This window comes from Bradyrhizobium sp. Ken01 (assembly GCF_055807355.1).
In genome coordinates this window covers 1-20,380 of sequence record NZ_JBVVPC010000051.1, presented here as the reverse complement: position 1 = coordinate 20,380, position 20,380 = coordinate 1, and the positions used below count along the sequence as shown (strand labels likewise).

20 protein-coding genes are annotated in these 20,380 nt (G+C 61.3%); 14 read left to right on the top strand and 6 right to left on the bottom strand.

Going from position 1 to position 20,380, the window contains the following annotated elements:
- Nucleotides 1–251: 251 nt before the first annotated feature.
- Nucleotides 252–1,073, top strand: a complete 822-nt coding sequence (locus tag AC0L3S_RS32965) for an ABC transporter ATP-binding protein (protein ID WP_473283885.1) — start codon at nucleotides 252–254, stop codon at nucleotides 1,071–1,073.
- On the top strand, nucleotides 1,070–3,001 hold the full coding sequence (locus AC0L3S_RS32960; RefSeq protein WP_473283882.1) for an AMP-binding protein: 1,932 nt from the start codon (nucleotides 1,070–1,072) through the stop codon (nucleotides 2,999–3,001). The genes AC0L3S_RS32965 and AC0L3S_RS32960 overlap by 4 nt, the downstream gene beginning before the upstream one ends.
- Before the next feature lie 68 nt (nucleotides 3,002–3,069).
- On the opposite strand, the gene AC0L3S_RS32955 is transcribed toward AC0L3S_RS32960, so the two are convergent.
- Nucleotides 3,070–3,435, bottom strand: coding sequence for an endonuclease domain-containing protein (locus AC0L3S_RS32955; RefSeq protein ID WP_473283879.1), 366 nt, complete (start codon nucleotides 3,433–3,435; stop codon nucleotides 3,070–3,072).
- A gap of 83 nt (nucleotides 3,436–3,518) precedes the next feature.
- Here AC0L3S_RS32955 and AC0L3S_RS32950 point away from each other — a divergent pair, with 83 nt between their 5' ends.
- The 4 genes from AC0L3S_RS32950 to AC0L3S_RS32935 all read left to right on the top strand — a co-directional run bounded on the left by AC0L3S_RS32950 (nucleotide 3,519) and on the right by AC0L3S_RS32935 (nucleotide 7,822).
- On the top strand, nucleotides 3,519–4,412 hold the full coding sequence (locus tag AC0L3S_RS32950; protein ID WP_007612526.1) for a branched-chain amino acid ABC transporter permease: 894 nt from the start codon (nucleotides 3,519–3,521) through the stop codon (nucleotides 4,410–4,412).
- 3 nt (nucleotides 4,413–4,415) lie between these two features.
- On the top strand, nucleotides 4,416–5,489 hold the full coding sequence (locus AC0L3S_RS32945; RefSeq protein ID WP_473283875.1) for a branched-chain amino acid ABC transporter permease: 1,074 nt from the start codon (nucleotides 4,416–4,418) through the stop codon (nucleotides 5,487–5,489).
- 46 nt (nucleotides 5,490–5,535) lie between these two features.
- Nucleotides 5,536–6,819, top strand: coding sequence for an ABC transporter substrate-binding protein (locus AC0L3S_RS32940; protein ID WP_473283872.1), 1,284 nt, complete (start codon nucleotides 5,536–5,538; stop codon nucleotides 6,817–6,819).
- A gap of 160 nt (nucleotides 6,820–6,979) precedes the next feature.
- Nucleotides 6,980–7,822 carry an ABC transporter ATP-binding protein gene (locus AC0L3S_RS32935; protein ID WP_473283869.1) on the top strand — a complete coding sequence of 281 codons (843 nt, stop codon included), beginning with the start codon at nucleotides 6,980–6,982 and terminating at the stop codon, nucleotides 7,820–7,822.
- Here AC0L3S_RS32935 and AC0L3S_RS32930 read toward each other — a convergent pair.
- Entirely contained in the window at nucleotides 7,819–8,973 is a 1,155-nt protein-coding gene (locus tag AC0L3S_RS32930; protein ID WP_473283865.1) for an AGE family epimerase/isomerase, read from the bottom strand. The two genes, AC0L3S_RS32935 and AC0L3S_RS32930, sit on opposite strands and share 4 nt — an antisense overlap.
- An 86-nt stretch (nucleotides 8,974–9,059) precedes the next feature.
- On the opposite strand from AC0L3S_RS32930, the gene AC0L3S_RS32925 reads away from it, so the two are divergent.
- A complete protein-coding gene (locus AC0L3S_RS32925; RefSeq protein ID WP_473283862.1) occupies nucleotides 9,060–10,283 on the top strand; it encodes a phenylacetate--CoA ligase family protein in 1,224 nt (407 codons plus the stop codon).
- Between the two features lie 125 nt (nucleotides 10,284–10,408).
- Here AC0L3S_RS32925 and AC0L3S_RS32920 read toward each other — a convergent pair whose 3' ends face one another.
- Entirely contained in the window at nucleotides 10,409–11,266 is an 858-nt protein-coding gene (locus AC0L3S_RS32920) for a hypothetical protein (protein ID WP_473283859.1), read from the bottom strand.
- Between the two features lie 208 nt (nucleotides 11,267–11,474).
- Here AC0L3S_RS32920 and AC0L3S_RS32915 point away from each other — a divergent pair, with 208 nt between their 5' ends.
- From AC0L3S_RS32915 to AC0L3S_RS32905, 3 genes are all read left to right on the top strand, one after another.
- The gene (locus tag AC0L3S_RS32915; protein WP_473283856.1) at nucleotides 11,475–11,831 is read left to right on the top strand and encodes a hypothetical protein; all 357 of its coding nucleotides are present in this window, start codon (nucleotides 11,475–11,477) and stop codon (nucleotides 11,829–11,831) included.
- A 54-nt stretch (nucleotides 11,832–11,885) separates the two neighbouring features.
- Complete coding sequence (locus AC0L3S_RS32910) at nucleotides 11,886–12,437, top strand: MarR family winged helix-turn-helix transcriptional regulator (RefSeq protein ID WP_473283853.1); 552 nt, start codon at nucleotides 11,886–11,888, stop codon at nucleotides 12,435–12,437.
- A 1,018-nt stretch (nucleotides 12,438–13,455) separates the two neighbouring features.
- Nucleotides 13,456–14,136 carry a hypothetical protein gene (locus AC0L3S_RS32905; protein WP_473283850.1) on the top strand — a complete coding sequence of 227 codons (681 nt, stop codon included), beginning with the start codon at nucleotides 13,456–13,458 and terminating at the stop codon, nucleotides 14,134–14,136.
- A gap of 474 nt (nucleotides 14,137–14,610) precedes the next feature.
- On the opposite strand, the gene AC0L3S_RS32900 is transcribed toward AC0L3S_RS32905, so the two are convergent.
- Nucleotides 14,611–14,943 carry a hypothetical protein gene (locus tag AC0L3S_RS32900; protein WP_473283847.1) on the bottom strand — a complete coding sequence of 111 codons (333 nt, stop codon included), beginning with the start codon at nucleotides 14,941–14,943 and terminating at the stop codon, nucleotides 14,611–14,613.
- A 256-nt stretch (nucleotides 14,944–15,199) separates the two neighbouring features.
- Between AC0L3S_RS32900 and AC0L3S_RS32895 the strand changes: the two genes are divergently transcribed.
- Nucleotides 15,200–15,409: a hypothetical protein gene (locus AC0L3S_RS32895; protein WP_473283845.1), complete on the top strand. Its 210-nt coding sequence runs from the start codon at nucleotides 15,200–15,202 to the stop codon at nucleotides 15,407–15,409.
- Nucleotides 15,410–15,595: 186 nt separating this feature from the next.
- Here AC0L3S_RS32895 and AC0L3S_RS32890 read toward each other — a convergent pair whose 3' ends face one another.
- Both AC0L3S_RS32890 and AC0L3S_RS32885 read right to left on the bottom strand, forming a co-directional pair.
- A complete protein-coding gene (locus AC0L3S_RS32890; protein WP_473283842.1) occupies nucleotides 15,596–16,102 on the bottom strand; it encodes a D-glycero-alpha-D-manno-heptose-1,7-bisphosphate 7-phosphatase in 507 nt (168 codons plus the stop codon).
- 134 nt (nucleotides 16,103–16,236) lie between these two features.
- Complete coding sequence (locus tag AC0L3S_RS32885; RefSeq protein WP_473283839.1) at nucleotides 16,237–16,491, bottom strand: helix-turn-helix domain-containing protein; 255 nt, start codon at nucleotides 16,489–16,491, stop codon at nucleotides 16,237–16,239.
- Nucleotides 16,492–16,557: 66 nt separating this feature from the next.
- Between AC0L3S_RS32885 and AC0L3S_RS32880 the strand changes: the two genes are divergently transcribed.
- The 3 genes from AC0L3S_RS32880 to AC0L3S_RS32870 form a co-directional block, all read left to right on the top strand.
- Nucleotides 16,558–17,382 carry a YqaJ viral recombinase family nuclease gene (locus AC0L3S_RS32880; RefSeq protein WP_473283837.1) on the top strand — a complete coding sequence of 275 codons (825 nt, stop codon included), beginning with the start codon at nucleotides 16,558–16,560 and terminating at the stop codon, nucleotides 17,380–17,382.
- Nucleotides 17,366–18,562: an ERF family protein gene (locus AC0L3S_RS32875; protein ID WP_473283835.1), complete on the top strand. Its 1,197-nt coding sequence runs from the start codon at nucleotides 17,366–17,368 to the stop codon at nucleotides 18,560–18,562. The genes AC0L3S_RS32880 and AC0L3S_RS32875 overlap by 17 nt, the downstream gene beginning before the upstream one ends.
- Before the next feature lie 712 nt (nucleotides 18,563–19,274).
- Nucleotides 19,275–20,380, top strand: a 1,106-nt coding sequence (locus AC0L3S_RS32870) for a nucleoside-diphosphate sugar epimerase/dehydratase (protein ID WP_473283832.1), incomplete at its 3' end; no start/stop codon positions are given.

The following is a 20,380-nucleotide window of genomic DNA, read 5'->3' as shown; positions in this document are numbered from 1 at the left end:
AGACGGAGGTTGCTTCCACCCGAAAACTTTGTCGCAGAATTGTCAGGCGGGAGACATTTCAAAATAGCGCTTTCCCCTATTGAGGACCACCTCGGGCGATGCGGCTTTTGATCCCAAGCGGGAACGAGAGTGGTGCGGCTCCGGTCGAGACCATCTGCTGCATGGCCTCACCGGCACGGTCGTACTAGGATCGCACGACAGGAACGGAAAGAGCGCCACTGAATGCGCCATCACCGGGAGGGATCTGTTTGGTGGCTACCAGTCTTGAAGTGCGCGGCGTGTCCTTGCGATTCGGCGGCGTTCGTGCGCTGAGCGATGTCGGCTTCGCCATCAGGGAAGGCGAGCTGTTCTCGATCATCGGCCCCAACGGCGCCGGCAAGACCTCGATCGTGAACTGTATTTCCGGCCGCTACAAGCCGACCGAAGGCCAGCTGTTCTACCAGGGCCGCGACATCACCGGCCTGACGCCCAACGCGCGCGCTTCGCTCGGCATCGGCCGCACCTTCCAGAACCTGGCGCTGTTCCACCACATGAGCGTGCTCGACAACGTCATGGTCGGCCGCCATCACCTCCTGAAGAACAATTTTCTCACGGGCTCTCTGTACTGGCTCACCGGCGCGCGCAAGGAAGAGCTCGAGCACCGCCGCAAGGTGGAAGAAATCATCGATTTCCTCGATCTCCAGTCGGTACGAAAGGCGCCGGCCGGCACCCTCTCCTACGGCTTGCGCAAGCGCGTCGAGCTCGCTCGCGCCATGGCACTGGAGCCGCGCCTCATTCTCCTCGACGAGCCGATGGCCGGCATGAACTTCGAGGAGAAGGAGGATATGGCCCGCTACATCGTCGATCTCAACGAGGAGTTCGGCATGACCGTGGTGATGATCGAGCACGATATGGGCGTGGTGATGGACATCTCCCACCGCGTCATGGTGCTGGATTTCGGCCGCAAGATCGCCGAGGGCGATCCGGCCGCCGTGCTCGCCGATCCCCACGTCAGGCGCGCCTATCTCGGCGAAGAGGACGAGGTGCTGGTCGATCCTGACGATGCTCCGCCGGCGCAGGAGAGCGCGGCATGATGGATTACGCAGGCCGCGTCGCGCAGGCCAATACCTATCCCAAAATGCTTCGGCTGAATGCGAAGGAGCACGGCAACGAGATCGCGCTCCGAGAAAAAGATCTCGGGCTATGGCGCCCGTTCACCTGGAACGCCTACCAGACGCGGGTGCGCGATTTCGCGCTCGGCCTCATCGAACTGGGCCTTGGGCGTCAAGACGTTATAGGCATCATCGGCGACAACCGGCCGGACTGGGTCGCGGCGGAAATCGCAACCCACGCGATCGGCGGATTGAGCCTCGGGCTCTATCGCGACGTGCTCGACGAAGAAGCTTCGTATCTCCTCAACTATGGCGAAGCGCAGCTCGTCTTTGCCGAGGACGAGGAGCAGGTCGACAAGCTGCTCACCCTCGCCGACCGCGTCCCAAAGCTGAAGCACATCATCTATTCCGATCCACGCGGGATGCGGAAATACGATGATCCGCGCTTGATGTCGGCGGAGACGTTTGCCGAACTCGGCCGGGCGCGGGCTACGCGCGAACCGGAGCTTTACGACCGGCTGGTGGACGCGACCAAGGGCGAGGACGTCGCAATCCTCTGCACGACGTCAGGCACCACCTCGCATCCAAAGCTCGCAATGCTCGCCGCCGGTCGCGTGCTCGGCCATTGCGCGACCTACCTCGCTTTCGACCCGAAAGGGCCGGACGACGAGTACGTGTCGGTGCTGCCGCTGCCCTGGATCATGGAACAGGTCTATGTACTCGGCAAAGGCCTCTTGTGCCGGATGAAGATCAACTTCGTCGAAGAGCCCGAGACCATGATGAACGATCTGCGCGAGATCGCACCGACGTTCATCCTATTTGCGCCGCGCGTTTGGGAATCGATCGCCGCCGACGTTCGCGCCAGGGTGATGGACGCAACGCCGTTCAAGCAGCGCCTGTTCGACATCGGCATGAAGAGCGGGCTTGCCGCGCTCCGACAGGGCGAGCGTTCCGGCTTTGCCGACGCGATCCTGTTCCGTGCATTGCGCGACCGCCTCGGATTCACCCGGCTGCGTTCAGCCGCAACCGGCGGCGCGGCACTCGGGCCCGAGACATTCAAGTTCTTCCAGGCCATGGGCGTGCCCCTGCGCACGCTCTACGGCCAGACCGAGCTGCTGGGGGCCTACACGCTGCATCCCGCGGGCAAGGTCGATCCCGACACCACGGGCGTGCCGATGGCCGACAGCATCGAAATCCGCATCGACAATGCCGACGTTCACGGTGTCGGCGAGATCGTGGTGCGGCATCCCCACATGTTCCTCGGCTATTACAAGAACCCGGAGGCGAGCGTCGCCGACATCAAGGACGGCTGGATGCTATCGGGCGATGCCGGCTATTTCAACGACGACAAGCAGCTCGTGGTGATCGACCGCATCAAAGACCTCGCCGAGACCTCGCGCGGCGAGCGCTTCTCGCCCCAATTCATCGAGAACAAGCTGAAGTTCTCACCCTATATCGCCGAAGCCGTGGTGCTGGGCTCGGGGCGCGACGCGCTCGCCGCAATGATCTGCATCCGCTACTCCATCATCTCGAAATGGGCGGAGAAGAACCGGCTCTCGTTTACGACCTACAGCGACCTGGCCTCGCGACCCGAGGTTTATGCGCTGCTCAAGAAGGAAGTCGATACCGTCAACGCGACTCTGCCGCCGGCACAGCGCATCTCGCGCTTCCTGTTGCTCTACAAGGAGCTCGACGCCGACGACGGCGAGCTCACCCGTACGCGGAAAGTGCGCCGCAGCGTCATCAACGAGAAATACGAAGGCATCATCGACGCGATCTACCGCGGCCAGGCCGACATCCCCGTGGACACCGTGATCCGGTTCCAGGACGGCACCACACAGCGCGTACGAACAACGCTGAGGGTCGTGGACCTGAGCGGGCACGGGCACATGGCGGAGGCCGCGGAGTGAGCCAGTCTACCGTCGCAAACGGTGCTGCCCTTCGCCTCTCCCCGCGTGCGGGGAGAGGCCGGAGCGCGTCAGCGATCCGGGTGAGGGGGAGCCTCCGCGAGGGCGGTGACGATCGTTTCGAGAACGCCGACCAAATTGCTCGAAACGTCGTTATTCCAGAAGCGCAGGATCCGATAGTTGCGGTCGATCAGCCATTTATCCCGCGCTGCGTCGTGCGCACTGTCGGCGTGTTGACCACCATCCACTTCAATGACCAGGCGAGCTTCGCGGCAAATGAAGTCGACGGTGTACGGCCCGATCGGCTCCTGCCGGACGAATTTGTAACCGTTCAGCCTAGGGGCGCGCAGTCGATGCCAGAGTTTTCCTTCCGCGTCCGTCAACGCGGCCCGCAGGCTTCTTGCGCGCCCGGTCTTGGACTCATTGGCACCGCGCATGCGGAGGCTCCCCCTCACCCGCCGCGCGTAACGCGCGTCGGCCTCTCCCCGCAAGCGGGGAGAGGCGGAGGACAGCATATCACATGAACACCGCCTTCCTGATCCAGCTCCTGGTCAACGGCCTCGTCGTCGGCACCCTCTATGGCGTGGTCGCGATGTCGTTCGTGCTGATCTACAAGGCCACGCAGGTCGTCAATTTCGCGCAGGGCGAGCTCTTGCTTGTCGGCGCCTGGGTGTGCTGGACCTTGCTCGCGAAATACCAGGTGCCGTTCTGGATCGGCATGCCTATGACGTTGGTGTTCATGTTCGTGTTCGGCATCGCGGTGCAGGTCCTGATCCTGCGGCCGATGATCGGCGAACCCATCATCTCGGTCATCATGGTGACGATCGGCCTGTCCACCGTGCTGCAGGCGACGCTTAAATGGATGTTCGGCGTCAATCCGCAGCCATTCCCGCGCGTGTTCGAGAGCCAGTCCGTCAGCCTGTTCGGGCTTCAGATCCAGACCGTCTACGTCATGAGCCTCGTCGTCTCGATCGCGATGATGATCGGCATGGCCTGGTTCTTCCGCGCCTCAAAATACGGGCTTGCGATGCGCGCCACCGCGTTCAACCAGCAGGTCGCGCAATCGCTCGGCATTTCCGTGAAAAGCGTGTTCGCGATGGCTTGGGCGATCTCCGCAACGGTCTCGGCGGTGGCGGGCGTCGTCGTTGCGGTCGTGAACGGCGTATCCTCGGGCCTTGCCGCTTACGGCATAAAAGTGTTTCCGGCGGCGATCCTCGGCGGGCTCGATTCCGTCGGCGGCGCCGTGCTCGGCGGCATCATCATCGGATTACTCGAGAACATCGCGCAATATGTCGACAGCGAATACTTGCACTGGGGCAATCTCTACGAGATCGCGCCGTTCTACGTCCTCATCATCGTGCTGATGATCAAGCCCTACGGCCTGTTCGGCACCCACGACATCGAACGGATCTGATACATGGCCGGTCCCGCGCTCATCCCTGCTGGTGATTTCCGCACCTCTTACGCGGCCGACACCACGATCTTTCCGACCACGACCAGCCGCAATTTTGCGATCACCGGCGTAGTACTGCTCTGCCTCGTGCCGCAATTCCTTGGCGGCTATTGGCTCAGCATCCTGATCCAGATCGGCATCTTCTCGATCGCCGCGCTTGGCCTCAACATTCTGGTTGGCTTCACCGGCCAGATTTCGATTGGCCATGCCGCGTTCTTCCTGCTCGGCGCCTTCACGTCTGCCTACATCTCCAACGGCACATCGATCCCGGTGTTCTTCGCGATCCCCCTCGCGGGCGTCGTCACTGCGCTGGTCGGGCTGATCTTCGGCATCCCGGCGGCGCGGCTGAAGGGGCTCTACCTCGTGATCGCCACGCTCGCCGCGCAATATATCCTGCTCGACTTCTTCTCCCGCGCGGAGTGGTTCACCGGCGGCTCGGTGCCGGCCAGCGCCAATCCGTTCTCGATCTTCGGCTACACCCTGCGCGGCGACAGGCAATATTTCTACGTCGTACTCGCCTACGTAGTTGCAAGCTACGTCCTCGTCACCAATTTGATGCGCACCCGCGACGGCCGCGCGCTGGTGGCGATCCGCGACCATTATCTCTCCGCGGAGATCATGGGCATCAATCTCACCAAGTATCGCACGTTGTCATTTGGGCTCGCCGCCTTCTTCGCTGGCATCGCCGGCGCGCTCTATGCGCACTACCAGCTCGTGGTGTCGCAAGAAGGTTTCGGCATCGAACGCTCGATCCTGTTCCTCGCCATGATCATTATCGGCGGCACCGGTTCGATCATGGGCACGCTGATGGGCACCGCGTTCGTGGTGCTGCTGCCCGAGACGATGGAGTTCCTCAGCGTGACGCTGAAGGGCGGCGCGATCGACAAGGCGCTGTCGCTCAACAACAACATCACCTTCCTGCGCGAGATCGCGATCGGGGTGATCATCATCGCGTTCCTGATGTTCGAGCCGGACGGGCTCGCCCATCGCTGGCGACAGATCAAGGCGTATTGGAAACTCTACCCGTTCTCGCATTGAGCGCGGGCAACTCTCTGACCAACAAATAAACAGGAGGAGGCAACCAATGAAGACAAAATCCCTTTTGAGCACCGCTTCGCTCGCCCTGGCGATCGCCGCATTCTCGTCAGGCGCGCAGGCGCAGATCGCGATCGGGCATCTCGCCGACTATTCCGGCGGCACGTCCGACGTCGGTACGCCCTACGGCCAGGCCGTCGCCGACACCTTCGCCTGGGTCAACAAGAACGGCGGCGTGGGCGGCAAGCAACTCAACGTCGACACCAACGACTATGGCTATCAGGTGCCGCGCGCGATCGCGCTCTACAAGAAGTGGTCGGCGCCGGACTCCAAGGTCGCGGCGATCATGGGCTGGGGTACGGCAGACACCGAAGCGCTGACCGGCTTCCTGGCACAAGATAAAATCCCCGACCTCTCCGGCTCCTACGCCGCCGCCCTCACCGATCCCGAAGGCGTCAGCGGCAAGGCCAAGCCCGCGCCCTACAACTTCTTCTATGGTCCGAGCTATTCGGACTCGCTGCGCGCGATGCTGATGTGGGCCGCCGAGGACTGGAAGGCCAAGGGCAAGTCCGGCAAGCCGAAATTCGTCCACATGGGGGCCAACCACCCCTATCCGAACGCGCCGAAGGCCGCCGGCGAAGCCATGGCGCAGGAGCTCGGCTTCGAGGTGCTGCCGCCGCTGGTGTTCGCGCTCGCGCCGGGTGACTACAGCGCGCAGTGCCTGAGCCTGAAATCCTCGGGCGCCAACTACGCCTATCTCGGCAACACCGCCGCGTCCAACATTTCGGTGATGAAGGCCTGCAAGACCGCCGGAGTCGACATTCAGTTCATGGGCAATGTCTGGGGCATGGACGAGAACGCCGCAAAGACCGCGGGCGATGCCGCCGACGGCGTGATTTTCCCGCTGCGCACCGCGGTGAGCTGGGGCGGCGATGCGCCCGGCATGAAGACGGTGATGGAGATCTCGAAGATGTCCGATCCCACCGGCAAGGTCTATCGCCCGGTGCACTACATCGCGGCGGTGTGCTCGGCGCTCTACATGAAGGAGGCGATCGATTGGGCCGCCAAGAACGGCGGCGCCACCGGCGAGAACGTCGCCAAGGGCTTCTACCAGAAGAAGGACTGGGTGCCATCAGGCATGGAAGGCGTCTGCAATCCCTCGACATGGACCGACAAGGACCACCGCGGCACGCTGAAGGTCGATCTCTACCGCACGAAAATTGCGGGCGCGACCGACGGCGACCTCAACGACCTCATGGCCAAGGGCGCGATCAAACTCGAGAAGGTCAAGACCGTGCAGCTGCCGCGCAAGCCGGAATTGCTTGGGTGGTGAGCTTGGCGCTCACCTTACGCACAAATGTCATCCCCCGCCTTGTGCGCAGTGCGCACTGGAGCGGGGGATCCAGTACGCCGGGGCCTTTCCGTGAGTCTCAGGCGTCTCTGGAATACTGGGTCGCCCGGTCAAGCCGGGCGACGACAGCGGAGTATGAGGCATGACCGAAATTCACGAAGCAGCAGCTCGCCCCTCCCCGACCGTCCTATCCGCGTCGCCTCTCCTCGCCGTGCGCAACATCGAGGTCGTCTATGACGATGTCATCCTGGTGCTGCGCGGTCTCAGCCTGGACGTGCCCAAGGGCGCGATCGTGGCGCTGCTCGGCGCCAACGGCGCCGGCAAGTCGACGACGCTGAAGGCGATCTCCGGGCTGCTCAAGACCGAGGACGGCGAAGTCACGCGCGGCGAGATCCTGTTCGAGGGCGAGCGCATCAACGGCATCGATCCCGACAAGATCGTCCGCCGCGGCATCTTCCAGGTGATGGAGGGCCGGCGCATCGTGGCCGACATGACCTCGCTGGAAAACCTCAAGCTTGGCGCCTTCACCCGCAGGGACCGCGAGGTCGGCGCCGATCTCGACATGGTCTTCAATTATTTCCCGCGCCTGAAGGAGCGCACCGGTCTTGCCGGTTATCTCTCCGGCGGCGAGCAGCAGATGCTCGCGATCGGCCGCGCGCTGATGGCGCGCCCGAAGATGATCCTGATGGACGAGCCCTCGATGGGCCTGTCGCCGCTGCTGGTGAAAGAGGTGTTCTCGATCATCCACAAGATCAATCGCGACCTCGGCGTCACCATTCTTCTGGTTGAGCAGAACGCCCGCGCTGCGCTGTCGGTGGCAAGCCACGGCTACATCATGGAGCAGGGCAAGGTCGTGCTTTACGGCACCGCGGACGAATTGCGCGACAACGAGGACGTCAAGGAATTCTACCTCGGCGGGGCCGGCGACCAGCGCAAGAGCTTCAAGAACCTCAAGAGCTTCAAGCGGCGCAAGCGCTGGCTTTAACCTTCCAATACCTGCTCCGCTTCCGTGACTGCGCAGAGAACATGATAGAACGACGACGCAGGAATGGTGTCGATCAGCGATTTGCCGTCGCGCTCGAACTGGTCGTACCAGCCGCCCCGCACGGGATGGCTGAGATAATGGCGTTCGAGCCGCGCCAGCGCCATGCGCGCCTCGTCCGCCGCGCCCGGCTCGCCGGATTCGGCCTGCGCGATCCACGCCTTCGCAATCTCGGTTTGCGGCCACAGCCGGCGCGTAGTGCGGCGCATGTTACCGGCGTCGTCACCCTCGTCGATCAGGCAGCCGGTGGCCTCGTCGCGATAGCGCAGCGCGGTTTCCAGCAGCTCGGCGCGCCGCTGTCCGGTCGGGCAGCCCGTGATGCGTTCGAACCCCTTCAGCAACCAAACCCATTCCGCCTGGTGGCCGGGCTCGATGCTGACCGGCGCGATCTTCGACCAGTCCTCTTCGAAATATTCGCCGAGCGCGCGCGTCCGCTTGTCATAGAGATTGGCGAGGAAAAGCGCGAAGAACTCGCCGGCACGGTTCTGGAACGACAAATCGTGGGTCGCGTCGAAGCACGCGATCATCGCCTCGAACAGATGCATATGCGGGTTCTGCCGGCGCGGCAGCGAGACCGGAAGGCCTTCGTGCACGCCGCCGTGCGGCGAGCGCAGATGGCCATCGAGGAAGGCGAGCAGCGCATCGATCTCGGCGCGAATTTGTGCGTCCTGATCGAGCGCATAGACGGTCGCGAGCGCAAACAAGATGAAGGCGTGGTCGTAGGCATCGCGCCGGCCGTCCAGTACCGCGCCTTCCGACGTCAGCCGGTGCACGTAGCCGGGCCGGCCGTCGGGCTCCTTTGCTTTGGCGAGCAGATGCTCCAGCCCCTTGAGCGCGATGGCGCGCCCCTCAGGGTACCAGCCCATCTGCGCAGCCTTAGCGTAGCACCAGATCTGGCGGGCCTGCACGAACACCCGGCGCGGCGCGGTCACGTCCGCCGTGCCGTCGCGGTGCAGCCGATCGATGAAACCACCCGCGCCATGGTCCCAGCCGATCGTCGACCAGAGCGGCAGCGCCTCGTCGATCATGCGGCGCTTCAGGCGCGCGACGACGTCCGCCGCCTCGTCCGCCGCACTGATTCCCTCGTCCGCCATCGCGTCCTCTTCAAACCTCGCCAATGGCCGTCTGATACCCATGCCGGCGGCGGCGCGCAACGGATGCCAACCCGGAAAGATGAACCATGACCGCCCATTACGACGCCCTCGAGACGCGCGAACAAGCCGCGCGCGAGGCCGATCTGTTCTCCCGCCTGCCAGGCGTGCTGCGCTCTGCGATGACCGCGCCCGCCTATGCCGATCGGCTGAAAGGCGTCGATCCGGCTACCGTGACCTCCAGGGCGGCATTGGCGGGCCTGCCGGTGCTGCGCAAGTCGGAACTGCCGGCCCTGCACAAGGCCTCCACGCCCTTCGGAGGGTTCGTCGCGGCGGCGCCCGGCTCGTTCGCCCGCCTCTTCACCTCTCCCGGGCCGATTTTCGAGCCGGAGGGGCGGCAGGCCGACCCCTGGCGCGGCGCACGGGCGCTGTTCGCGGCCGGGTTCCGGCCCGATGACATCGTGCTCAACACCTTCAGCTACCATCTCACCCCCGGCGGCTTCATCTTCGATGCCTCGGCCCGCGCGCTGGGTTGCGCCGTGATCCCGGCTGGTCCAGGGAATACCGAGCAGCAATTCGAGCTGATCGAGGCCTACCGTCCCGTCGGCTACAGCGGCACGCCGGACTTCCTGAAGATCTTGCTCGATGCTGCCGCAAGCTCGGGCCGCGACGTCTCCTCGATCAAGCGCGCGCTGGTCTCGGGCGCCGCCTTCCCGCCCTCGCTCCAGGCCGAGATCAAGGCGCGCGGCATCGATGCCTACCAAGCCTTTGGCACTGCCGATCTCGGCCTCATCGCCTTCGAGACCAGCGCGCGCGACGGCATGGTCGTGAACGAGGATCTCATCATGGAGATCGTCAAGCCTGGGACCGGCGATGCTGTGGCGCCCGGCGACGTCGGCGAGATCGTCGTGACCTCACTGGACCCGCACCATCCCTGGATCCGGCTCGCTCTCGGCGACCTCACCGCGGCAATGCCGGGCACCAGCCCCTGCGGGCGCACCAACATGCGCATCAAGGGCTGGATGGGCCGCGCCGACCAGACCACCAAGGTCAAGGGCATGTTCGTCCGCCCCGAGCAGGTCGCCGAGATCGGCAACCGCCATTCCGCGCTCGGAAGATTACGCCTCGTCGTCACCCGCCAGGGCGAGGCCGATGCAATGACGCTGAAAGCGGAGACGGCGGCCGCGAACGACGCGTTGCGCGAGGAGATTGCAGGCACCTTGCGGGCAGTGACGAAACTCGGAGGCGAGGTTGAATTGGTGAGACCCGGCGCGCTGCCGAACGACGGCAAGGTGATCGCGGACGAGCGGTAACCCGTTGAGATTTTGGCCGTATATCAACTTTCTTCTCGTCCGCGTCCCAAACGAGCGCCAGCTTGTTTTGCGAACTTTGCAACTTTGTCGCGCAGCAACAGAAGTTTCAATTCAATGCGAAGGCCTCACTTCTTCGCAGTTTTCATTGCCATCGTAAAAATGGCACCAGAGGTTTCCTTATCTTCCAGATGGTTCAGCACGTCCCTGTTTCCCGTCCGGAAATCGATCGGCCCAGGCACCCACCATTTCTCCGTCGAAGTACTCTGCGGATTGATGGCTCCGTTGCTGTCCGGCTCGTGATCGATCGTGACGCTCGAGCTCGTTGCTTGGGGCGCCTGTACGGCCAGCATTTTCGGCGGAGCTTTGTGTGTGCCGAGCAGCTCTTTTGATGCTTTGACCTGCACAAGCCGTTTAGTGACCGTCAAAATCCGTTCATCCAGCCGTCCCATTCGGTCTTCTTGCATCTCGAGTTTGAACGGGTCCACATAAGTGGTGATCTCGGAAGGCCCTTCCACCACCTCACCCACTTTCAGATTCTTCAAGTATTCAGAGATGGCGGCGCCCCAAGTGGCTTCCTTCTCAGCGTCAGTGGGGCGCGGGACCCAATGGACGATAGCTTTGGCATAGTGTTTGTGCTTCTTAAGAAGCGTTTCGACCTTCTTAACCGTGTCGGCCAGAGCGAACTCAGGCGCCATGGCTTGAAGCGCGGCGCGTAGCGGCACCCGGTCGTTAGATGCTTGGACACTATCGATATGAGCTTGCAACAACTGGTCGTCGTGTTGCCTTACTCGCTTTTGACGCCACATGAGATCAATCAAGCGACCGACCAGCATTTCCTCAGTGGGCCCGCTCGGATACCACTCCGCTCTCGTTTCTGAGACAAGCTGATTGTAATCGCGGCGGCTTTCGTGGGGGAGCAACACCGCGCGTGAATAGGCGCCGTGTTTCAGGGCATTAGTGGAACGCGTTTTCTTAGGCGACACGATGCATCCTCTCAACAGATCATCATTTGCCCCGGTCCTCCACCAAGTTCGCCGAGGCACGTGTCGTATGCAAGTGGATGTTGATGCGAGCATGATAGAAGTTGGGGACGACATTCGTTTGGGCCCATTTCGCCTTGTTAAGGACCCGCGCCAGATACAGACTGATTCGCTTGTTGAGCTGACTACCTAAAAGTCTAGGCGCCTCTTGATGCTCCACATCAACAAGATCGCAAAATCTCTCGACGAAAGACGCAGTCTGCTCGCAGCAGCACGCCGAGAATTGGAAGCGCAACTTGAACCGCTCGACGCAGGCGCGACACTACCCGTTGCGATTAGGCTTTCCGCGGCTGTCCTTGACCGTCGGTGTAGCGCTTCCATCGTCGAGAGCCTCGAACTGTACGAAATGCTGGTGATCGACCCGTATATTTTGGGAGTGCAGATAAGGGCTGTGTCAAATCTTGTCCGAGCCCAAACGCGACTTGCGGCGGAACATCAACTGATCAGTGCGATGGTCAAGAATGTGCTCACATCAGCCGGCAGGTCGGCCCGCATTGAAGCGAACTGAGGTCGCCGACAAGCCGTCGGACATTCCAGCGCCCTCTTTTTGGAGGATCGCGCGATGACGGCAGAAAAGGGCGGCACCAGAAAGCGAATCGCCAAAAGAGCGCCGCAGACTGCCCCCGTCGCAAAGCCGTCGCGCAACGCGCCGCGAGCTACGCCAGTCGCAAAGCTCGCGCCGGCAAAGCTGCTTGCCTCCGAAGATCTGTCCCAGTCGATCATCTATCGCATCCGGCGGGCTCAGCTTTGGGTCTTCAAAGATGTCAGTCGGCGGCTCGCCGCCTTTAAGATCAGCCCGTCGCAATTCTTCGTGCTGTCCGTGATCGAGGCTAATCCCGGCGTCAATCAGCTCGCCATCGCGCAATCGTTGTCGATTGAGCGCGCAGGGCTCGGAAGGCTGGTGGACAATCTTGAGCAGCCCGGTCTGGTGCAACGCTCCGCCTCAGCCGTCAATCGCCGCTATTACGTGCTCTGTTTGACCGATACCGGCGCCGCACTGTTGAGCCGCTTGCGGCCGGCAATCCCCGAAAGCGAGAAGGCGCTAGCCGGAATGATTGGACCGCGCTCCTTCCGCGAATTGCAACGGGCTCTGGATCGGATGCGGGATCCCTGAAGAAGCGTGCACGCAAACTTTCCGCACCAACCGACCGCGGGCATTCCAGGTAAGAAAGCGGTACAACCTCCAAGGCGAGGAAAGTAAATGAGATAGCGGGGTCTCAGCCTTCTCTCACCCCCAGAGCATGATCAGGTAATAGACGCCAACCGCAACCAGCACGTTGATGGCAACTATTAGCAATAGATCGGCAGGCATGATCGGTTTTGGCGTATCCATCGCGGGCCTCGCAATGGAATAATGCTAGCGGGATTTCGACGCCCCGGAGCGTTCACAAATTGTAGCCGGAGCGAGTTCCGCGGCTAGTGTTGCGTTAGCGCTTCAGCCGGTTCCCACATCATCGCCGGTGTCGCGCTACGGCGATCCTCACCAGTCGCTTTCAAAGCGGCTAAGGCAAAATAGGCAGTGAGAGCCAGAGCAACCGCGGCCAAAGCAGAACCGAGTTGGGTCATCGGTCGGCCTCCCCCTCATGGTCTTGTCCCAGAGAAGCACCTTCAATCTGAGTCGGCACTACTGACGGCTGCAAATCTAGAGGTTTGCGCGCACAATCCACAGGTGGCAAGGTGATCATCTACCTGATCTCGGCGGAGGCCTCAGCCTCAACGTCAAGAACCGCCTTGCAACCGGCGCGGCCTCTGTTCGACGCGACCAGGCCAATTCCGAGTCTTGCCAATCGCCTCCACTCATCAGCACGTGAGCCTTTGGGATTGCAACCAACCCGAACACTGGGGAACGATTAATCGCAACGTCGCCAAAAGGGCTGCTTCTCTCATCCTGCAGCAACGACCTGAAGGACCCTGAAGGCGGCCCAATGCGGCTTGCTTTCTTGCTGCGGGTCACTTTCGATGATCCAGTTCTCTAACACCTTTCGCTAACCAAACTAATTCGTTGAGGGCAATCAGCGAATCGCACAACCGACGCTCATACGACCTTTACATGATTGCTCGTATAGGCTGATCACAGCATGAGGCTCCAATATCTGGTCCTCGCCATTCCGGTTCTCGTCGCAGGCAGATCCTTGGTCTCCGTGTTCGGGGTCTATTTGAACCAAGCTGACACATTCAATCGCCTCACCATGAATGCAGCGAACATCTGGGTGTTGGCTGGGGGAACGCCGTACACGATCGGAGTCGCCGTCGGCATGGTGCTCGCGGCGGCGAGCGGGCTCGCCTTGTCGATCTTCATCGCGCGCTCTCAACGGGCGGGGCCGGAGTTCATTCTGCTCGCCGCATGTGTATCGCTGATGCTCATGCCGTATCTGCTCCCGAAGATGCACGAGCGGTACTTCTACGCGTTCGAGCTTGCGTCGATTGCGTTGGCCTGCCTCAATCCGCGCTATCTGCCCTTCGCGGTGATTGCTCAGGTCGATGGTGTGTTATCCTATCTCGCGTTCGAAAGCGGAATCGTCCTGGGCGTGCTGCCGGCGGCACTCTGCAACAGCCTTCTCGTGTACTACCTCGTGCTTGATCTTTGGCGCGGCGAACGTGGATTTCGCTTTCCGAGGCTTGCCTGGCTCGGCTTCATCGTGTCGACCGCGGGATTGTTCTCCTATCTGGTCTTCGAGGGGCCCGGGTGGAACATGTCTCCCGCCTACCTGATCGTCACAGGTCTTGCCACGGCCATGACGGTGCTGCTCCTCAAAGAGTCGCAGCGCGCCTCGAGCAGCGGTCAAGATGCAGTAAGGTCTGACGTCGCGTGAAGCTTGAGCCGCCTTTCAGGCTAGGCAGCGTGAGGTCCGCTTTGGGCCGGGCCGACCGCAAGCTTTTAATCACTCAGCTCAGTCAACTAGTGCCTCGCTGCGGGTCCCGCGGTTGGCAGATGACAGCCGTCACGCCATCGATAAAAGCTTGACACTCAGCGTGGGTCTTGAACGTGCCCTTGTACTTCCCGAATAGGAAGACGGTCCGGCCGTGACCCTTTCCGAAAAAGTATTGGCCGACGTGTCCGCCCGCTTCGTCTTTGAGCTCAATGCTACCAAGGCTTTGCGCTGACTTGAGGTCTGTCTCGGGTAGCTTGATCCGCACATCTGTCTCCGCGATTCAGGCCGGCTCCGAAATCCTAGCATGAACTGCGCGGGCTCCACACGTAGCGGCAAAATTGGCTAGTCGCCTCTTAGGGGACGCGCATCTAAGTACTGTTAGCGGCTAAAGCGTCAACCGGCGAGCCTACCAGATCATCGCTTCGCCGCGTTGCCTGCCAATTCCATCGCCAAATCCAGAGCTGCAACCCCAATTTGATCCAAAGAGTTAGATTTGCAGCGCCGGTCCATCCAAGCGACGATCGCGGTGAAATCGCCCCCGCCGACAATTTCCCTCTCGGCACCCACATTTAGCCCGCTGACGAAGCCCACGACCCAGGATTCAAACGCCGCCTTTACGACCGGGCTCTTCTTTCTATTCATCCACGCGGTACACGATTGCGAGCCGGCGCCGACGATCGTTGATCCGGCGTTCACGCACGTTATCGGCACAAGTAGCATCACCAAAACTGCGAGCAATCGTTTCATCTTTTCCTCGAACCGAGAAACTGTTACTTCCAGCGAGGCAATATCTAACAATTGCTTATGCCAGCTTGCACGCTGCTCGGCAAAGAGGCCGCTCAGCTCTCTCGAGGCAAGCGTTTATTGCCTGCGATCCGCGGGGATTCCAGTTTGGGCTCTCGGAAGTTGCCGTCATTTGCGGTTTGCCGAAATACTGCTTGCTCCGTCGGGCAAAACAGGAGTTTATAGGGTGCTGGTCCTGCGAAATTGAAGGAGCAGCCGGATGGCAGAGGAACTCCAAGCATCTAGCGAGCTGTCGAAGATCGCCCGGCTCAACGGCGACTTCAGACAAAATTACGGCATTCTCCTCGGCGCATTTCTGTATCTGAGATCGATCAGCGCAGCGCGGGGGCGATCCTGGCTTTGGGCTGGCCTGGCATCGGTCATCTGCTCAGTTGTGCTGAACTGGGTCGGCAAGCATATCTCTTCGTGATCTGGTTGGTGACGCCTCGCTCTCGATTTCCGGCTTACCGTTGCCCCACAATCGACGACGACGTGCGAGCAATCGTGACCAAAGTGGCGACCCTGACATAAGGGCTGTACGAGGCAACTGCGCGATGGTGCGTCAGAACATGTTCGCCGCGTCTGGTGATTGGATCGTCTCTGCTGATTGGCTTGTTTAACTGGTGAGTAAATGGCTATGGACGAACTGCTGAAGATTCCCGCCCCCGAAAAGGTAGCCGCGTATCCCCGCTGCGTTCGCCGCTTCGATGTCGGTGAACTTATCGCCTATGAGAAAGCTTCGATCAGAATCAACCGGGAAGCGATTCATGATCTTTGTGATCATGCCGGGCTCGGGCTTTCGACAGGTGCACGAAGTACGATAAATCTCAACGCTTGCCTCAGGATGATGCGGACAATACTCGAACGCATCTACGTAAGCGCCAATTTTTGCCAGCTCCTCTGACATCCAGATATGAAGAGCTCTGATATCGGCTTCCTTGTACAATCCCCTAGCAACTCCTGACTGGTTCGTGACTACGAAGGAAAAATATCCGGCGTCATTGACGGCCTTCACGGCTTCCCGCGCGCCTGGCATCCACCTGAATTTAGCTCTCTCGTAGAGATAGCCTGTGTCCTCGTTGAGGACGCCATCCCGGTCGAAAAAGACGGCGGGTATGTTCATTTATGGACTCTCTTGCACTGCGCCGAGCACGCGTCGACGCGACCGACTTGCGCGAGCTACCTGCGAGGAGCCGGTTCGAAGCAGCTTCCGCGCGTTCGCCATCGAGCTCACAAGAAAATAGGCAGTGCGGTATGCTAGCCCGGTCCCTTGCGCAAGCGGACACCAGGACCGCTGCTTTCATCCCCAATAAACTCGACCCCAGCGGAAGTAAGCGCCCCCACAATTTTTGTCCCTGTATCTGTACGTCCCCCAAGCACGCCCTCCGACGCTTCCAAACGCTTGATTGTTGGCACCGAGACCTCCGCAGCAGCCGCCAAGACATCTTGTGACCAGCCCAAGAGTGCGCGCGCCGCCTTAATTTGCCGAATTGATACTTTTAGTATTGACATCCGCTTCGATCGTAATGATACTTTTAGTATCAACACTTCGTTGATTGCAGAATGAGGATTACAGCTATGAGTACTCTTGCCAAGCCGGCAATCGAACGCCGCTCCTTCATTGGCGGTTCCGACGCGCGCATCATCATGGGGGAAGACCAAGACAAGCTCACTCGGCTCTGGCGGGAGAAACGAGGTGAAGTCGAGGCGGTGGATTTGAGTGGTGAGCTGATCGTTCAACTTGGGACTATCACAGAGGACCTGAACCGGACTTGGTACGAGCGAACCAGCGGCAACCGGGTTGAAGACGTTCAGAGAAGGGTCAGACATCCAGTACACAAATGGATGGGAGCGACGCTGGACGGGCGTGTGCAGGGGAGCGGGGCCGTCTTCGAAGCCAAGTTTATGCTGCCCTGGAATTTCTCTGAGGAAGGGGCCGCGGAAAAACACATGGCTCAGTTGCAGCACAACATGTGGGTTGTGGCAGCACGCTCGGCAGTTCTTTCCATCATCACAGGCGGCGGCAAGTGGGTCGAGATCACCGTTCACGCCGACCCGCTTTACCAGCACCTTTTGCTAACCGCGGAAAAGAAGTTCTGGCGGTGCGTCCAAACCGGCGAGCCGCCTGTCCTGTTCAACATCGAGTCTCCGCGCCCGAGACTCGAGGCCGTCAAGATCGTCGATATGGCGACGTCAAACTCCTGGTCTGAGCTGGCTGTTAGCTATCTTCGTACCCGCGAGGCGCACGGCGAGCATGAACTCGCCAAGGCCGAGCTCAAGAAGCTCGTTCCTGAGGATGCCAAGGAAGCTGTTGGACACGGCATCAAGGCCAAGCGTTCGAAATCAGGCGCGATCAGCTTGGAAGCTCTGCGGGTGGAGGTCGCTTATGCATCGGTCCAGTGAGCACATAGGTGCCCTCGCTGCGGCCTTGGCGAAGGCCCAGGCTGTGCTGACCAACCCCGAAAAAACCCTGACGGCGACAATCCGGTCCCCCTTCCCGCGGGAGGGCGATAGGATTTTCCGCTACGCCTCCTTGGCATCCGGCTTGGACATTGTCCGAAAGACATTGAGCCAGCAGGAGATCGCAACCGTCCAGACCACGCGTATCGAGCAGATCTCAGGTCTGATCCACCTTACGACGCTGCTGGCCCATGCTTCCGGGGAATGGATTTCCTCTGACCTGCCGGTCTGCGCAGCAAAGGACGTCGAGGCCCCGCATCGCATGGGCGCGTCCTTGACCTATGCCCGCCGCTACGCCCTGTTCGCTTTGGTCGGCATTGCCGGTGAGGACGACCTCGATGCCCCCGATGCAATCGCCGGCCCCCCCACGGCCCCCCCGCCGCAGATGGCTCAAGACCGCAAGGGGAAGATGGCGAAGGCGGTGCTGAACAGACCGGTGGTCTTGGAGCCTCAGCAATCCGCTGAGCTACGGGAGCGGCTCCTGACCCAGCTGGCGACCTCAGGGGACGGCGGCGACCTCCTGGCCTGGGCCAAAGCCAGCCTTCCGCTGAAGAACACGCTACTGGAGGCCGACGCTCGTGCGCTTGAGGCGGTCTATCAGATGAGGTTCGAAGAGGCGGATCGGTCAGATAGCGAAGCGGATATGCCACAGTACCAAGCTGAGGGCACCCTGGGACTGTCACCCGCGAAAGAGATTTCCCAACCTGAAGCCACTAGCTCAGGCCCACCCCCCGGGGAGCCGGAAGATCAGGGCAGGATGACCCTCGCCTTCCCCAAGGAGCCTCCGCGCAAGCGAAGCAAGGCCCACCTTGCTTTTGTCCGGGCACAGCCTTGCCTCGTCTGCAAGCAGTCCCCGTCGGACGCCCACCACCTCAAGTTCGCTCAACAGCGAGCATTGGGGCGCAAGGTCAGCGACGAATTCACTGTCCCGTTATGCCGCTCTCACCATCAGGCTCTCCATCGGCATGGCAACGAAAAGGCATGGTGGTTGGATATCCAGATATCGCCCTTGCCTGTTGCCGGCGAGTTGTGGGCGGCGAGTCCCATCCATGACCCCGCTCAGACGAACGTGGCCACTTTTGACCCCTCATTGCAGGCCGGGCTGGAGGTCACAGGTCAATGAACGGCCTTTCAGCAACGCCTCACCGCCGGCCAAGCTTGTCGAGAGAGCACGGTAGATCAATGTCCGCTCTACCGACCGAAAAGGACTTTAGCAGCAGTCCTCAACGCGCGGGTGCGTCGGGCACGCGAGCGCGGCACTGAGTCTATAAACCGGCAAATCAGGATGAGAGATACAGCGCGATAGCGATGAATAAAACGAAGCCGATCACGATAGTAGCCAGGCAACGAAGTTGGTGGCTTTCAAAGGGTCCCCCTTGAAGACCTCTCTCCGCTTCCGATGCGAAAATTGTGAGCATTTGCGAGCTGCTGCGCCTCCAGCTCTGCAGCCGCCCGTCGACAATCTTCGGCGACCTTTAGCAGCCCGACACGCTCAAGATCCATTTTCGCAGACTCGGCCTCGCTAGTGCATATTCTTTCGAGACGACGGAACTCTCGAAGATCCTTGTTCATGCGACGCCGCAAATCCATCTCGACCTCCCGTAGTAATATTATACCATCGCCCGAACCGAGTTGGGAAGGATTAATCGCTTGGCCGAATGATCGTTCCTATCTCAGCCACGCTGCAATTCCACGTCAACCCAGAAAGCACCCTGTCGGTTCGCCAAAGGACACGCAGATCGGCGCCATCGTCTCCGCCTTTGCTGGCAAGTTCTGTCCACATCGGGTATCAGCGCCGTCAGGTTGCACCTAACTGGATTTTCGTCGGTCAGCGGATGACGCGTCTTTCGCATCTTACCTCGCGCAATTTCCTGATCGCGCTCCACGACCTGCTGGCGACCGGGGCGGCGCTGTTCGCCGCCTTCTATCTGCGCTTCGAGGGCGGCGACGGCTTCTTCGACCGCCTGCCCCTGCTGATCCAGATCCTGCCCTATTTCCTCGCCTTCAGCGTGGTCGTGTTCTTCGTCTTCAACCTGACCACGACGAAATGGCGCTTCATCTCGCTGCCCGACGCGCTGAACATCATCCGCGTTGCGACCGTGCTGACGGTTGCACTCCTGGTGCTCGACTACATCTTCGTCGCCCCCAACGTCCGCGGCGCCTTCTTCCTCGGCAAGGTGACGATCGTCCTCTACTGGTTCCTCGAGATCTCCTTCCTCAGCGCGTTGCGCATGGCCTACCGCTATTTCCGCTATACGCGGGTTCGGCGCCACGCCCGCACCGGGGATGCCGCGCCGACGCTGCTGATCGGCCGCGCTGCGGATGCCGAGGTGCTGTTGCGCGGAATCGAGAGCGGGGCGATCAAGCGCATCTGGCCGGTCGGTGTGCTGTCGCCGTCGAGTGCCGATCGTGGCCAGTCCATCCGCAACGTCCCGGTTCTCGGCGGCGTCGAGGACATCGAGGATGTCGTCGCCGACTTCGCCAAGCGCGGCAAGGCGATCGCGCGCGTCGTGATGACGCCGACGGCATTCGAGCCGGAGGTCCATCCCGAATCGATCCTGATGCGGGCGCGCAAGCTCGGCGTGATCGTGAGCCGCATGCCCTCGCTCGAGAGCGGCGATACGCCGCGGCTCACGTCCGTCGCCGTCGAGGACCTGCTGCTGCGACCGAGCGAGACCATCGACTATGCGCGGCTCGAGGTCCTGATCGAGGGCAAGGCGGTTATCATCACCGGCGGCGGCGGCTCGATCGGTTCCGAGATCTGCGAACGCGTCGTCACGTTCGGCGCCGCGCGTCTTCTGATCGTGGAAAATTCCGAGCCGGCGCTCTACGCGATCACGGAAACGCTCGCGGCGCTGGGCACCGCTGCTTCGATCGAAGGGCGGATCGCCGACATCCGCGACCGTGAGCGCATCATGCGCCTGATGGCCGAGTTCAAGCC